The following is a 14062-nucleotide window of genomic DNA, read 5'->3' on the forward strand; positions in this document are numbered from 1 at the left end:
GTGACGTAGAGGAGACGTACCTCCCGAGCAAGATCGAAGCCCATGCTCAAGTTCGGATCGTGGTCGGCGTTGACGCGCCGGCTCGGGAAGGTACGTCCATGTTCAAGATAGTCCACGAGGAGAACGGGTCCCAGGAGCACGTCCCGGCGGCCGTCGGTGGGTCGTTGCTCGACGAGCTCGCCCGCGACGGTGCGCGGCAGATGCTCGCGGCGGCGCTTCTGGCCGAGGTTGCCGCCTACGTCGAGGCACACCAGCACGAGGTCGATGAGGACGGGCACCGGCTGGTGGTCCGCAACGGCTTCCACGACCCGCGGGAGGTCGCGACCGCGGCTGGGGCGGTGCCGGTGCGTGCGCCGCGGGTCAACGACAAGCGCATCGACGAGGCCACCGGGGAGCGGAAGCGGTTCTCCTCGGCGATCCTGCCCGCATGGGCGAGGAAGTCCCCAGGCGTGGCCGAGGTGCTCCCGCTGCTCTACTTGCACGGCCTGTCCTCCGGCGACTTCGTGCCCGCGCTGGAGCAGTTCCTCGGCTCCGCCGCAGGCCTGTCTGCGGCCACCATCACCCGCCTCACCGTCCAGTGGCAAGACGACGCCAAGGCGTTCGGCAACCGGTCGCTCGCCGAGAGCGACTACGTCTACCTGTGGGTCGACGGCATCCACCTCAAGGTCCGCCTCGAGCAGGACAAGGTGTGTCTGCTGGTGATGATCGGCGTCCGCCTCGACGGCGCCAAGGAGCTCGTCGCCCTGTCCGATGGATTCCGCGAGTCCTCGGAGTCGTGGGCCGACCTACTCCGCGACTGCAAGCGCCGCGGGATGCGCGCACCGGTGCTGGCCGTCGGGGACGGTGCATTGGGGTTCTGGAAGGCGCTGCGCGAGGTGTTCCCCGACACCAAGGAGCAGCGCTGCTGGTGGCACAAGCTCGGCAACGTTCTCGCCGCCCTGCCGAAGTCGGCGCACCCCGGGGCGAAGGCCGCCCTGGCGGAGATCTACAACGCCGAGGACAAGGACCACGCGCGGGCCGCAGCCAAGGCGTTCGCGGCCAACTACGGCGCGAAGTGGCCCAAGGCCGTCGCGAAGGTCGTCGACGACCTCGACGTCCTACTCGCCTTCTTCGACTTCCCCGCCGAGCACTGGATCCACCTACGAACGACGAACCCGATCGAGTCGACCTTCGCCACCGTCCGGCTCCGGCAGCGGGTCACCAAGGGCCCCGGCTCCCGCGCCGCCGGCATCGCCATGGCGTTCAAGCTCATCGAGTCCGCCCAGGCCCGCTGGCGCGCCGTCAACGCACCCCACCTCGTTGCGCTCGTCCGTGCCGGCGCGGAGTTCAGCAACGGCAAGCTCGTCGAACGACCCGACGAATCAGGAGGTCACGCTCACGCCGCCTGACACATCAATCCACAGGTCTTGACTATTCCTCTACCTGCCCTTCGACGCCGACGCAGCCAACCTGTTCTTCCAACTCGTCGCGTCCCGCTACGAACAAGGCTCCATCATCGTCACCAGCAACCTGCCCTTCGGCCGCTGGGGCGAAACCTTCTCCGACGACGTCATCGCCGCCGCCATGATCGACCGCCTCGTCCACCACGCCGAAGTCCTCGCCCTCTCAGGCGAGTCCTACCGCACCCGCGCCCGCCGAGAACTCCTCACCAAAGACCGCAACAACTAGGGGCAGAGAAGAAGATGCGTGGCTGGGGGGCACCCCACCTCGCGCCAGGGCTCACCCATCAACACGTCAGCTGCTGCTGTACTATTCAGCACATGCTGACCATTGCTTCGCGTCTTGACGCCCTGAACCGCATCGGACGGGCCCTGGCTGACCCCACCAGAGCGCGCATCCTGTTGAGCCTGCTGGATGCGCCCTCGTATCCCGCCGAACTCGCCCAGAGTCTGGACCTGACCCGGTCGAACGTGTCGAACCATCTGGCCTGCCTGCGTGACTGCGGCATTGTCGTGGCCGAGATGCAGGGGCGCAAGGTCCGCTACAACATCGCCGATCATCACCTGCGCGACGCTCTCACTTCGCTGGTCGAGGTGACACTGGCCGTGACCGACGCCGCACCCTGTCCCGATCCGGCCTGCAGCGATAGCGCCTGCCAGGAGGTCCGCTGATGTTGGCCACCATGATCCAGGCCGTCGGCCTGTTCGTCGCGACCAACATCGACGACGTCATCGTGTTGTCGCTGTTCTTCGCTCGTGGCGCTGGCCGCGCAGGAACCACGCGACGCATCGTCGTGGGTCAATACCTGGGATTCCTGGGCATCCTTGGCGCGGCTCTCCTGACTACTTGGGGCGCGAGCCTGGCCCTGCCGGAATCCGCCATCCCCTACTTCGGTTTGATCCCCCTGCTCTTGGGGCTTCGCGCCGCGTGGGAGGCATGGCAGGGCGAGGACGATGACGAGCTCGATGACCGCAAGAAGGTCGCGCCGTTGACCGTCGCGGCTGTGACCTTCGCCAATGGCGGGGACAACATCGGTGTCTACGTCCCCGTCTTCCTCAGTGTCAGTCCAGCCAGCATCCTGACCTACAGCGCAGTCTTCCTGCTGTTCGTCGCAGTCCTCGTGGCCATTGCGAAGTTCGTGGCCACCCGGCCGGGCATCGACGAGTCCCTCGAGAAGTCCGAACACATCCTGTTCCCACTCGTCCTGATCATCTTGGGCGTCGTGATCCTTGTCCAAGGAGGCGCTTTTGGCCTGTGATCTCAGTCGGAGGGAGTGTCAGAACAACGGTGGGTGGGGGTTCGGCCTGACGCGCTGAGCGGTGCTCGGCGGGAGAGCAGGCAGCATGACGAACACGATTGGGGTCGTGGACCTCAACGATGACGACAGGCAGGCGCTGGCGCAGCGTCTGGTGGACCAGGCCCGCGCTGAAGGAGTCGACCTGGTCGGCCCCGACGGTGTGCTGACGGGCCTGACCAAGCAGGTGCTGGAGACCGCTCTGGAGGAAGAGCTGACCGAGCACCTCGGCTACGAGCACTCGGATCGGCACGCGAAGCCAGCGCCGGTCGACGGGGGCGGGAACGAGCGGAACGGCACCCGATCGAAGACGGTGCTCACGCAGATCGGGCCGGTCACGATCGACGTTCCGCGGGACCGGGACGGCACATTCGACCCGAAGATCGTCCGGAAGCGGCAACGCCGTCTGGACGGCGTCGATCAGCTCGTCCTGTCCTTGTCGGCGCGCGGGCTGACCACCGGTGAGATCGCGGCGCACTTCGCCGAGGTGTATGGCGCGTCGGTGTCCAAGGACACGATCAGTCGGATCACCGAGAAGGTCGCCGCGGAGATGTCTGAGTGGCAGCACCGGCCCCTGGACCGCGTGTACCCGGTGATCTTCATCGATGCTCTCGGGGTGAAGGTCCGTGACGGGCAGGTCACCAACAAGCCCTTCTACATCGTCATCGGCGTGACGACCGCCGGGGAGCGCGACATCCTCGGGATCTGGGCCGGCGACGGCGGGGAGGGCGCAAAGTTTTGGCTGAACGTGCTCACCGAGATCAAGAACCGCGGTGTCGAGGACGTCTGCATCGCCGTGTGCGACGGGCTGAAAGGACTGCCCGAGGCGATCACCACGAGAGGAATAGTCAAGACCTGTGGATTGATGTGTCAGGCGGCGTGAGCGTGACCTCCTGATTCGTCGGGTCGTTCGACGAGCTTGCCGTTGCTGAACTCCGCGCCGGCACGGACGAGCGCAACGAGGTGGGGTGCGTTGACGGCGCGCCAGCGGGCCTGGGCGGACTCGATGAGCTTGAACGCCATGGCGATGCCGGCGGCGCGGGAGCCGGGGCCCTTGGTGACCCGCTGCCGGAGCCGGACGGTGGCGAAGGTCGACTCGATCGGGTTCGTCGTTCGTAGGTGGATCCAGTGCTCGGCGGGGAAGTCGAAGAAGGCGAGTAGGACGTCGAGGTCGTCGACGACCTTCGCGACGGCCTTGGGCCACTTCGCGCCGTAGTTGGCCGCGAACGCCTTGGCTGCGGCCCGCGCGTGGTCCTTGTCCTCGGCGTTGTAGATCTCCGCCAGGGCGGCCTTCGCCCCGGGGTGCGCCGACTTCGGCAGGGCGGCGAGAACGTTGCCGAGCTTGTGCCACCAGCAGCGCTGCTCCTTGGTGTCGGGGAACACCTCGCGCAGCGCCTTCCAGAACCCCAATGCACCGTCCCCGACGGCCAGCACCGGTGCGCGCATCCCGCGGCGCTTGCAGTCGCGGAGTAGGTCGGCCCACGACTCCGAGGACTCGCGGAATCCATCGGACAGGGCGACGAGCTCCTTGGCGCCGTCGAGGCGGACGCCGATCATCACCAGCAGACACACCTTGTCCTGCTCGAGGCGGACCTTGAGGTGGATGCCGTCGACCCACAGGTAGACGTAGTCGCTCTCGGCGAGCGACCGGTTGCCGAACGCCTTGGCGTCGTCTTGCCACTGGACGGTGAGGCGGGTGATGGTGGCCGCAGACAGGCCTGCGGCGGAGCCGAGGAACTGCTCCAGCGCGGGCACGAAGTCGCCGGAGGACAGGCCGTGCAAGTAGAGCAGCGGGAGCACCTCGGCCACGCCTGGGGACTTCCTCGCCCATGCGGGCAGGATCGCCGAGGAGAACCGCTTCCGCTCCCCGGTGGCCTCGTCGATGCGCTTGTCGTTGACCCGCGGCGCACGCACCGGCACCGCCCCAGCCGCGGTCGCGACCTCCCGCGGGTCGTGGAAGCCGTTGCGGACCACCAGCCGGTGCCCGTCCTCATCGACCTCGTGCTGGTGTGCCTCGACGTAGGCGGCAACCTCGGCCAGAAGCGCCGCCGCGAGCATCTGCCGCGCACCGTCGCGGGCGAGCTCGTCGAGCAACGACCCACCGACGGCCGCCGGGACGTGCTCCTGGGACCCGTTCTCCTCGTGGACTATCTTGAACATGGACGTACCTTCCCGAGCCGGCGCGTCAACGCCGACCACGATCCGAACTTGAGCATGGGCTTCGATCTTGCTCGGGAGGTACGTCTCCTCTACGTCACCTCGCCGAGAGCCATCCACAGGTTCTGATCATTGCTCCAGGCCTACGTCCACGGCATGTCCACCCGCTCCGTCGACGACCTGGTGGTCGCCCTGGGCGGTACCGGCATCTCCAAGTCCGAGGTGTCTCGGATCTGTGCCGGCCTGGACGAGGCCATCGGCGCGTTCCGCACCCGCCGCCTGGATCACGCCCGGTTTCCCTACGTCTATCTGGACGCGACCTATCTGCACGTGCGCACCGAGGCCGCCATGGTGGTCTCCAAAGCCGTCGTGGTCGCCACCGGCGTCACCGAGCACGGCCGCCGGGAGATCCTGGGCCTGGACGTCGGTGACAGCGAGGACGAGGTCTTCTGGCGAGCCTTCCTCATCGGCCTGAAGAAGCGGGGCCTGGGCGGTGTGCAGCTGGTCATCTCCGACCAGCACGCCGGCCTCGTCGCGGCCCTGACCAGGGTGTTCCAGGGCTCGTCCCACCAACGGTGCCGGGTCCACTTCATCCGCAACGTCCTGGCCCACGTGCCCAAGGCCGAGACCGAGATGGTCGCCGCGGTCTTCCGGACCATCTTCGCCCAGCCCGACCTGGCCTCCATGGCCAAGCAGTGGGACACGGTCCGCGACGACCTCGCCAGCAGGTACCCCAAGACCGGCCCGCTGATGGACGGCGCCAAGGCGGAAGTGCTCGCCTTCGCGGCGTTCCCGCGCGAGCACTGGCGCAAGATCTGGTCCACCAACCCCCTTGAGCGGCTGAACAAGGAGATCAAGCGACGCTCCCGCGTCGTAGGCATCTTCCCGAACGAAGCCGCCGTCATCCGCCTCATCGGAGCCGTCCTGGCCGACACCCACGACGAATGGCAGGTCGATGACCGCCGCTACCTCTCCGAAGGCTCCATGGCCAAGCTCTACCCAACCCGCGATACTGAGACCGTCGCCCTCGAAAAGAGCGACCGGTAGGCAACGAGCATCACCTCAAAGCCCACCACTCAACGGGGCTCTATCCCAGGCTCTGGGCAAGACGGGACCAGAGGTGCCGCGCTGCGGCGTCGGCGTTTCTCTCACCCAGGACCTCAGTCGACCACCAGTGGACGAGCCCGGACCAGGTGAGGCCATCGTTGGGCAAGGGCCGGTCATAGATGAGGCAGCGATCCGCGCCTTCGGTGATCTCGATGACGTTTGCGACCGCGTCGCGAAGCACGATCTGGGGCTTGCGCCCCACGGAGGCAAAGATCAGGTTCTTCAACTCTCCGTTGACCCCATGAGCACCTGCCCGCTGCACCAATGCCTGGAGCTCGTCGTCGTCCCACTCCTCCAGCAGCGCTTGCGCGATGGTGACTAACTCGACCCAGTCTCGGGTCTGCAGTCGCGTCATGACGTACGACATCTTGCTGCGGTAGGGGTCTTCGCCGTCACGGGTGGGTTCGAGGCCCAGCCTCTCGCAGACCGCACCGAGGTCGTACGCCTTCACGTGTTCCCACAGGGAGTGGGCGATGGCCTCTCGCAGCGACTCGGGCTTAGGCCGGGAGTGAGGACGGAGGTCGGTCACAAACGATCAGTCCTCCGTCGGATGGATGACCGAACGTAACGCAAACCCACAGTAACCCATGACGTGCTGTTTATCACACAAACGAACCTCGTTTGTGAAATCTTCGCTGCATCTCGACAACATCCGTCTAAAAGTTGGTGGCCATGTTGGTGAAGCGGGAGTAGTGGCCCTGGAAGGCGACCACGATCGTGCCAGTGGGACCGTTTCGGTGCTTGGCCACGATCACGTCAGCCTCGCCCTCGCGGGGAGACTCCTTCTCGTACATCGACTCTCGGTGCAGCAGCACGACCATGTCGGCATCCTGCTCGATCGAGCCCGATTCGCGCAGGTCGGAGACCATCGGCTTCTTGTCGGTGCGCTGCTCGGGCCCACGGTTCAGCTGCGACAGGGCGATGACCGGCACCTCGATCTCCTTGGCCAGGAGCTTGAGGGCGCGAGAGAACTCCGAGACCTCCTGCTGGCGGGACTCGACGCGCTTGCCGGAGCTCATCAGCTGCAGGTAGTCGATGACCACGAGCTTGAGGTTGTTGCGCTGCTTGAGCCGGCGGCACTTGGCGCGGATCTCCATGAGCGACATGTTGGGCGAGTCGTCGATGAAGAACGGCGCCTCGCTGAGCCGCCCGGTCGTGCGGGCGATCTTGGTCCAGTCGTCGTCCTGCAGCTCGCCCTTGCGCAGCTTCTGCAGCTGGATCGAGGCCTCGGCCGAGAGCAGACGCATGGTGATCTCGGTCTTGCTCATCTCGAGGCTGAACAGGACGGTGGCCTGCTGGTTGTGGATCGCCGCCGACCGCGCGATGTCAAGCGCGAGCGTGGAGTTGTGGGTCGGGATCATTGACCTGCCGGCGAGATACAGGTGGTCGTCGTTGCTCACCTGGATGCAGCGCACGGGCACCGAGGCGATGGGCTTCACCTTCGTGATGAAGCGGGAGTTTCTCCGCTGGAACTGGCGGCGACGAAGCTCCTTGTGCAGCAGCCTCTTGCGCTCCAGCACGAACACGTCCTCGTCCGAGGAGAAGGTGATCGTGAAGGCCGTCGAGCTCGCCGCCGAGCGGCCGCGCACCTTCTTGCAGCACATGCCACTTCGGTAGCCCAAGCCGGAGATGAGTTCATGTACGTCCTGGGCGAGGCGCAGGCTGGTGGTGGTGAATTGCACGCACCCGCCTGTAGACACGGTCCCGTCGGTGTCAAGGAGGCCAGCCAGCAGGGCGCGCCGCTGGGACTCGCTGGCCCGCTGGTACTCAACGGGGATGTGCTTGTCGCCGAGGACGCCGATCGTGCGGAGGCGGGCCTGGAGGGTTCCACGATGCTTCCGGCATGCCATGCACTGGCGGCCCGTCGTGGTGGGGCCGCCGCAGTCGGGGCAGACTGGCGTGGCGATCGGCTTCTGAAACGTCTTGAGGCGCCCCCCGCACGACTTGCCACACGTCCTGACGTAGGCGACGGGGTTGGTGAACGGCGTCCCACACACGGCGCAGCTCCTCTGCTCAGCGACCACCTCGGTGGCGAGCTGCATGAGATAGCGCATCGGGGACGACGTCTTGGTCACGACCAGTCCATCGGCCTCGAGCCTCATCACGATCTCGGGGTCCGCCGTCGTGATCTGCGCAGCAGCAGAGGTCCCGTCTCCCAGCCAGGCCCCCAGCGTGTACGGCTGGACCAGGAGCTCCCGCTCCGCGAGGGCGAGCGCAGCCGCCAGCGGCACGCTGTGGTTGAGGCGTGCGTCGGCTGTGCCCGTGCGCACCGTCGCAGCAATCTCCTCCGTGGTCCGGATCGCGGCGAACGTCCGCTGATTGCGCTGACCGTTCCTGCCGTCACGAGCGGCCTGAAAAGACTTGCGGCTGGCGCGCGTATCCGTCAGCCACTGGTGCTGAGCGTCGGCCACGATGGTCGAGCCGTCCGAGAAGGACACCTCGTAGCAGGGTCGGTCGGTCATGACCTCGGTCGCAGCGACCACGCGGGTCGGACGACCGTCGGCCCCAATGACCTCGTCACCGACCTGGACCTCACCCATCGTGGTCCAGCCGGTCGGTGTCACGAGGGGGGTGTCGAGCGCAAGCGCCTTGCCGACGGCGGGGCGCGCGGCGATCACGATCATCTGGCCGGGGTGCAGTCCGTTGGTGAGCTGGTCGAGCTCGGTGAAGCCGGTGGGCACGCCGACCATCTCGCCGTTCTTGCCCGAGGCGTGCTCGATCTCGTCGATCGTGGCCTCGAGCACCTCGCCGACAGCGATGTAGTCCTCGCCGCCGCGCTTGTCGGCGACCTGGTAGACCTCGGCCTGCGCGGCGTTGACGATGTCCTCGACGTCGCCGCCCTGGCCATAGCCCATCTGCACGATGCGCGTGCCCGCGTCGACGAGGCGGCGCAGGACGGCGCGCTCCTGCACGATCTCGGCGTAGTAGCCCGCGTTGGCCGCCGTCGGCACGGCGTCGATCAGCTGGTGCAGGTAGGCCTGGCCGCCGATGCGCTGGATCTCGCCGCGCTTGGTGAGCTCGTCGGCGACGGTGATGGCGTCGGCCGGCTCGCCGCGACCGTAGAGGTCGATGATCGCCTCGTAGATCGTCTCGTGCGCGGGGCGATAGAAGTCGAGCCCGCGCAGCGTCTCGACGCAGTCGGCGATCGCGTCCTTGGACAGCATCATCGAGCCGAGGACGGACTGCTCCGCGTGCACGTCCTGGGGCGGCACGCGGTCGTCGCCACCGCCCCCACCAGGTCCCCCCACCGCGGGGCCGTAGTCCCGACGGTCGTCCAGCTCGGCGATCGACACGTCCGCTCCCTCGTCCTAGCCCTGCTCTGCCCGGTCCCTGCTCGTCAGTCCACCACCGACCTCTGACAGACCCTCCACCGGCGCCTCCGAGGCCCCCTGGGAGGGCCTCGCGCGCGTGTGGACAAACCTGTGGACAAGTCGGATGGCCCTGGGCGAACGACATCACCCGGACGGGCTGCTGCGCCACGTTAGGGGCCGGGAGGAGAGCCGGGCAAACGGGGGCTGTGGACAAGGTGGGGACAACACGCCGTGGCGTGTGCGCAACCCTGGGGACAAGCCTGTGGACGGAGTGTGACTTTGCCGTGACCTATCGCTTCATCACCGCTATGACCAGCCCGTATGCCGTCCACCGCCTGTGCATAGAAGATTTCTGCGGGAGGTTAGGCCATCTGAGCACGCCGCCGCGCGGTGTGGACAAACCGTCTCATCACCGACACGCCGACCCCCGCCCTGCCGCGCCAGATCTCGCTGAATGTCACCGCTACATCACTCACAGGAACCGTCCGGGCTTCTGACCTGCGACTTCCCACATGGGGCCGACGGACCTGTCACATCTGTGGACAACGACACACCCGAAACCCGCAGGTCACCGCCCCGTCACCAGACTCACCCCCTGACACCGACTGGGGGCGCACACCGCCGCCCACCTATGCTCGGCGGGTGACGAGCGACCGGGGGGCCCAGCCGCCGCCCTCCCCCGCCCGCGAGATCCTGCGCCTCGCCGTCCCCGCCTTCCTCGCCCTCGTCGCCGAGCCGCTCTTCCTCCTCGCCGACAGCGCCATCGTCGGCCACCTCGGCACCCCGCAGCTCGCCGGCCTCGGCGTCGCGAGCGCCGCCCTGCTGACCGCGGCCAACATCTTCGTCTTCCTCGCCTACGGCACCACCAGCATCGTGGCCCGCCACGTCGGCGCCGGTGACGAGCGCGGCGCCGTCGCCAACGGCCTCGACGGCGTGTGGCTCGCCGCGGCCCTCGGGCTCGTCACCAGCCTGCTGGTCGCGGCCTTCGCCCGCCCCCTCGTGGCGGCGTTCGGCGCGAGCCCGGACGCCCTCGTCCACGCCGAGCACTACCTGCGCGCGAGCGCCGCCGGCATCCCCGCGATGCTCGTGGTCCTCGCCGCTACCGGCATCCTGCGCGGCGTCCAGGACACCACCACGCCCCTGGTCGTGTCCGTCGCCGGTTTCACGTGCAACGTCGCCCTCAACGTCCTGCTCGTCTACGGCCTGCACCTCGGGATCGTCGGCTCGGCCATCGGCACGGTGATCAGCCAGTGGGGTATGGCGGTCGCCCTGCTCCTCGTCGTGGTGCGGGCAGCGCGGCGGCTCGACGCCTCCCTGCGCCCGCATCCGGGGCGGGTGCTGGTGGCCGCGCGGGGCGGCATACCGCTGCTTGTCCGCACGCTGGCGCTGCGCACGGTCCTGCTGCTGACCACGTGGGTCGCGGCGGGTCTGGGTGACGTGCCGCTCGGCGCCTACCAGGTGAGCGCGACGGTGTGGAGCTTCCTCACCTTTGCCCTGGACGCGCTGGCGATCGCCGCGCAGGCCCTGACGGGCAAGGCCCTCGGCGCGGGCGACACCGCGGGGACCCGGGCCGCCACCTCCCTCATGATCCGGTGGGGCCTCATCGGCGGCGCGGTCCTCGGCGCCCTGGTCCTCGCCCTGCACACCGTGCTGCCGCACCTGTTCACGAGCGACCCCGAGACCCAGGCCGCCCTCGCCGCCGGGCTGGTCGTGGTGGCCGTGACGCAGCCGATCTCGGGGTGGGTCTTCGTCCTCGACGGGGTGCTGATCGGCGCCGGCGACACCCGCTGGCTGGCGTGGGCGCAGCTCGCGCTCCTCGTGGCCTATGTCCCCGTCGTGCTGGTCGTCCGGCACGTCGCCGGCCCGCTCGACGACCCCGCGGCCGTGGTGTGGCTATGGGTCGGGTTCAGCATCTTCATGACCCTGCGCGGCATCGCGCTCGGCCTGCGCGCCCGCTCCGACGCCTGGCTCGTCACCGGCGCCACCCGCTGACCCCAGCCCGAACCGACCCGGGATCAGGCGCCCACGGCCTCCTGGGTGGGGCTCAGCGCCAGCGCCACGCACCCACCCACGGCCAGCGCCACGCCGACGAGAGCCAACGCCCCCCAGCCGTCACGCACGCCGTCCCCCAGCACGGCCACCCCCGAGCCCGAGCACATACGCGGGGTGCCGGACCACGCCCGCCCCGGCGGCCCGGGATGCGGCGTAGCCCTGCGAGACGGAGGCGACGGCATACAGGAGCATGCCGACCACCGAGGCGACGAAGCCGAGGATCACAGCTCGAGACCCAGCAGGGCGTTCTCGACGACCTCCATGATTGCGGGGTGGATCCAGTACTGCCCGCGCGCCATCTCGGGCACGGGCGTCCCCAGCGACATCGCCTGGATCAGCGGCTGGATCAGGTTGCTGGCCTGGTAGCCCATGAGGTGGGCGCCCAGCAGCAGCCGGGTCTCGGGGTCGGCGAGCAGCTTGACGACGCCCACCTGGTCCTCCATGGCCCAGCCGTATGCCGTGGCGCCGTAGTCCTGGATCTTGACGACGTAGTCGCGCCCGGCCGCCTGCAGCTCGCGCTCCGTCAGGCCGACCGACGCGATCTGCGGGTGGGTGAACACGGCGGCGGGGACGTAGCGGTGGTCGCTCGTGCGCAGGTCGTCGGGGTGGGTGAGGTTGTGGGCGACGACCCGGGCCTCGTGGTTGGCGACGTGCTTGAGCTGCCAGTGGCTGCTGATGTCGCCCAGCGCCCAGACGCCCTCGACGCTGGTGCGCTGCTGCTCGTCGACCCACAGGCGGGGTCCGTCCATCCGATAGCCGACCTCGGCGAGCCCGAGCTGGTCGGCGTTGGGCACGCGCCCGGTGGCGACGAGGACGGCGTCCGCCACGACCTCGCCCGACCCGGAGGGCCCGGTGGTCGTGAGGTGCCACGCGCCGTCGCGGCGCTCGGCCGCGCTGATCTGGGTGCCGAGCCGCAGGTCGTAGCGCTCGGCCGCCAGCTCGGTGAACCGCCCCGAGATCAGGTCGTCCTCCTTGCGCAGCAGGCTGCCACTGCGCTGGAGCCAGGTCACCTCCACGCCGAACGCGTCGAAGATGTGGGCGAACTCCGCCGCCACGAAGCCGCCACCGACGATCGTCAGGCGGCGCGGCAGCTCCTCCATGCGCATGACGGTGTCGCTGGTGTGGACGCCGAGCTCGGGGGCCGCCTCGCGCAGACCGTCGACGTCGAGCATCGAGACGCGCGAGCCCGCGGCCACGACGATCTGGTCGGCCGTGATGGTCGCGCCGGTGCCGGTGTCGATCTCCTTGGGTCCGACGAACCGTGCGCTCCCGTCGAACACCGTGATGTGCGGGTCCTGGCGCCGGTACTGCTCGCCGCCGGCCGCGATCTGGTCGATCCGCCCCGCGAAGATCCGGTCGCGCACCTCGCGCCAGCGCACCTGCGGGTCGCAGGGGAAGGACGCGCCGAGCCGGTCGAGGTGCTGCGCCGAGGTGATGACGTCGGCGGGGTAGGCGTACATCTTGGTGGGGATGCAGCCGACGTTGAGGCAGGTGCCGCCGAAGGTGCCCCGCTCGAGGATCGCGATGTCCTTGTCGGCCAGCTCGGGGGTGATGAGCGAGTTGCCCGAGCCCGTGCCGATGATGATCAGGTCGAAGTGACGGTCAGCCATGCGCTCGAGCCTAGACGTGCAGGCTGAGCACAGGCTGCCCTCAGGACTCCCCGGCCAGTCGGTCGCCCGTCACGGCCCTCACCTGGTCCATCGCCTCGAGGGTCGCGATCGTCGCGTCGAGGGGCCGTATGACGCTCTCGGTCCTCCCCTCGCCGAGGCAGCGCGCGACCTCGAGCGCCTCCCAGAACAGTCCGTCGTGGGCGGTCGCCGCCTCGAGGTGGCGCAGCTGTCCCCCGCCGCGTCCGTGCAGGGTGAACGACCCCGGTTGGTACCACGGGCCGTCCAGCGACACCCACGCGTCGGTGCCGCTGATCGCGGCGACGGTGGGGGTCTCGACGAGGGCGCTCGCGTGCAGCGCCGACTGCGCGTCGCCGTGCCGCAGCGTCATCGTCGTCTGCGCCATCGTGCCCGTCGGCCCCCGCACGCCCTGCGCCGCGACCTCGGTGGGCGCCCCCAGGACCCACGTCGCGAGGGTGAGCGGATAGGTGCCGAGGTCCATCATCGCGCCGCCCGCGAGCGCCGGGTCGTGGATGCGGTGGGCGTCGGGGAAGTACTCGCCGATGTCGGCGGACACCATCGTCGGCTCACCCAGGACGCCGTCGTCGAGCAGCCGGCGGAGCACGCGGAACTTCGGCAGGCACAACGACCACATCGCCTCCATCGCGAGGACGCCGGCGGCGCGGGCGGCCTCGGCGATGCGCCGGGCCCCCGCGGCGTCGATCGCGATGGGCTTCTCGACGAGCACGTGCTTGCCCGCCGCGATGGCGAGCAGGGCGTGCTCGACGTGCTGCGGGTGGGGGCTCGCGACGTAGACGACGTCTACGCGCGGGTGGGCGACCAGCTCGGCATACGACCCCAGCGGCTCGCCCCCGAGCCGCCCGGTGAAGCGCTGCGCGCCCTCCTCGGACCGGGAGCCGACCGCCACCACCTGGCGGTTCGTATGCCGGAGGACGGACGCGGCGAACCGCTCGGCGATCCACCCCGTGCCGAGGATGCCCCAGCGCAGGGCGGGGCCCCCGGTGGGATCCGGCAGGCGGGGCGCGGGCAGGCTGTGCGGGAAGGACATCGGCGTCGCTCCTTCGACCGTTGCT

10 protein-coding genes and 3 pseudogenes are annotated in these 14062 nt (G+C 68.9%); 7 read left to right on the forward strand and 6 right to left on the reverse strand.

Annotated elements, in window-relative coordinates; all coding sequences use genetic code 11:
* Positions 1 to 98 precede the first annotated feature (98 nt).
* The 5 genes and pseudogenes from ACF3NS_RS02850 to ACF3NS_RS02870 form a co-directional block, all read left to right on the forward strand.
* A complete protein-coding gene (locus tag ACF3NS_RS02850; RefSeq protein WP_154592268.1) occupies positions 99 to 1388 on the forward strand; it encodes an IS256 family transposase in 1290 nt (429 codons plus the stop codon).
* 31 nt (positions 1389 to 1419) lie between these two features.
* A pseudogene (locus ACF3NS_RS02855) lies at positions 1420 to 1668 on the forward strand (ATP-binding protein); the annotation flags it as partial.
* Between the two features lie 92 nt (positions 1669 to 1760).
* Complete coding sequence (locus ACF3NS_RS02860; protein ID WP_392467701.1) at positions 1761 to 2111, forward strand: ArsR/SmtB family transcription factor; 351 nt, start codon at positions 1761 to 1763, stop codon at positions 2109 to 2111.
* A gap of 11 nt (positions 2112 to 2122) precedes the next feature.
* On the forward strand, positions 2123 to 2698 hold the full coding sequence (locus ACF3NS_RS02865; RefSeq protein ID WP_375804525.1) for a cadmium resistance transporter: 576 nt from the start codon (positions 2123 to 2125) through the stop codon (positions 2696 to 2698).
* 85 nt (positions 2699 to 2783) lie between these two features.
* Positions 2784 to 3593 (forward strand): annotated as a pseudogene (locus ACF3NS_RS02870) (IS256 family transposase); the annotation flags it as partial.
* A gap of 11 nt (positions 3594 to 3604) precedes the next feature.
* Here ACF3NS_RS02870 and ACF3NS_RS02875 read toward each other — a convergent pair.
* Positions 3605 to 4894, reverse strand: a complete 1290-nt coding sequence (locus ACF3NS_RS02875) for an IS256 family transposase (RefSeq protein ID WP_154592268.1) — start codon at positions 4892 to 4894, stop codon at positions 3605 to 3607.
* 129 nt (positions 4895 to 5023) lie between these two features.
* Here ACF3NS_RS02875 and ACF3NS_RS02880 point away from each other — a divergent pair.
* Positions 5024 to 5938, forward strand: a pseudogene (locus ACF3NS_RS02880) (IS256 family transposase); the annotation flags it as partial.
* A gap of 40 nt (positions 5939 to 5978) precedes the next feature.
* On the opposite strand, the gene ACF3NS_RS02885 reads toward ACF3NS_RS02880, so the two are convergent.
* Both ACF3NS_RS02885 and dnaB read right to left on the reverse strand, forming a co-directional pair.
* The gene (locus ACF3NS_RS02885) at positions 5979 to 6449 is read right to left on the reverse strand and encodes a hypothetical protein (protein WP_392467703.1); all 471 of its coding nucleotides are present in this window, start codon (positions 6447 to 6449) and stop codon (positions 5979 to 5981) included.
* Positions 6450 to 6654: 205 nt separating this feature from the next.
* Positions 6655 to 9291 carry a replicative DNA helicase gene (gene dnaB / locus ACF3NS_RS02890; protein ID WP_392467705.1) on the reverse strand — a complete coding sequence of 879 codons (2637 nt, stop codon included), beginning with the start codon at positions 9289 to 9291 and terminating at the stop codon, positions 6655 to 6657.
* A 660-nt stretch (positions 9292 to 9951) separates the two neighbouring features.
* On the opposite strand from dnaB, the gene ACF3NS_RS02895 reads away from it, so the two are divergent.
* Positions 9952 to 11301 carry an MATE family efflux transporter gene (locus tag ACF3NS_RS02895; RefSeq protein ID WP_289033388.1) on the forward strand — a complete coding sequence of 450 codons (1350 nt, stop codon included), beginning with the start codon at positions 9952 to 9954 and terminating at the stop codon, positions 11299 to 11301.
* A 120-nt stretch (positions 11302 to 11421) separates the two neighbouring features.
* Here the strand turns inward: ACF3NS_RS02895 and ACF3NS_RS02900 are convergent, their stop codons facing one another.
* From ACF3NS_RS02900 to ACF3NS_RS02910, 3 genes are read right to left on the reverse strand one after another with little or no spacing between them, the layout of a single operon-like run.
* The gene (locus tag ACF3NS_RS02900) at positions 11422 to 11586 is read right to left on the reverse strand and encodes a hypothetical protein (RefSeq protein WP_289032754.1); all 165 of its coding nucleotides are present in this window, start codon (positions 11584 to 11586) and stop codon (positions 11422 to 11424) included.
* Positions 11583 to 12971: a mycothione reductase gene (locus ACF3NS_RS02905; RefSeq protein ID WP_392467706.1), complete on the reverse strand. Its 1389-nt coding sequence runs from the start codon at positions 12969 to 12971 to the stop codon at positions 11583 to 11585. Before ACF3NS_RS02905 ends, ACF3NS_RS02900 begins: the two co-directional genes overlap by 4 nt.
* Before the next feature lie 40 nt (positions 12972 to 13011).
* Positions 13012 to 14037 carry a Gfo/Idh/MocA family protein gene (locus ACF3NS_RS02910; protein WP_392467707.1) on the reverse strand — a complete coding sequence of 342 codons (1026 nt, stop codon included), beginning with the start codon at positions 14035 to 14037 and terminating at the stop codon, positions 13012 to 13014.
* Between the last annotated feature and the right edge of the window lie 25 nt (positions 14038 to 14062).

Source organism: Arsenicicoccus cauae (genome assembly GCF_043162025.1).
GTDB lineage: Bacteria > Actinomycetota > Actinomycetes > Actinomycetales > Dermatophilaceae > Arsenicicoccus > Arsenicicoccus cauae.

Bases quoted from the DNA above. Each gene is read 5' to 3' on its own strand.
- ACF3NS_RS02875 (WP_154592268.1), bottom strand. From the start codon at position 4,894: ATGTTCAAGATAGTCCACGAGGAGAACGGGTCCCAGGAGCACGTCCCG.
- ACF3NS_RS02905 (WP_392467706.1), bottom strand. From the start codon at position 12,971: ATGGCTGACCGTCACTTCGACCTGATCATCATCGGCACGGGCTCGGGC.
- ACF3NS_RS02860 (WP_392467701.1), top strand. From the start codon at position 1,761: ATGCTGACCATTGCTTCGCGTCTTGACGCCCTGAACCGCATCGGACGG.
- ACF3NS_RS02865 (WP_375804525.1), top strand. From the start codon at position 2,123: ATGATCCAGGCCGTCGGCCTGTTCGTCGCGACCAACATCGACGACGTC.
- ACF3NS_RS02850 (WP_154592268.1), top strand. From the start codon at position 99: ATGTTCAAGATAGTCCACGAGGAGAACGGGTCCCAGGAGCACGTCCCG.
- ACF3NS_RS02910 (WP_392467707.1), bottom strand. From the start codon at position 14,037: ATGTCCTTCCCGCACAGCCTGCCCGCGCCCCGCCTGCCGGATCCCACC.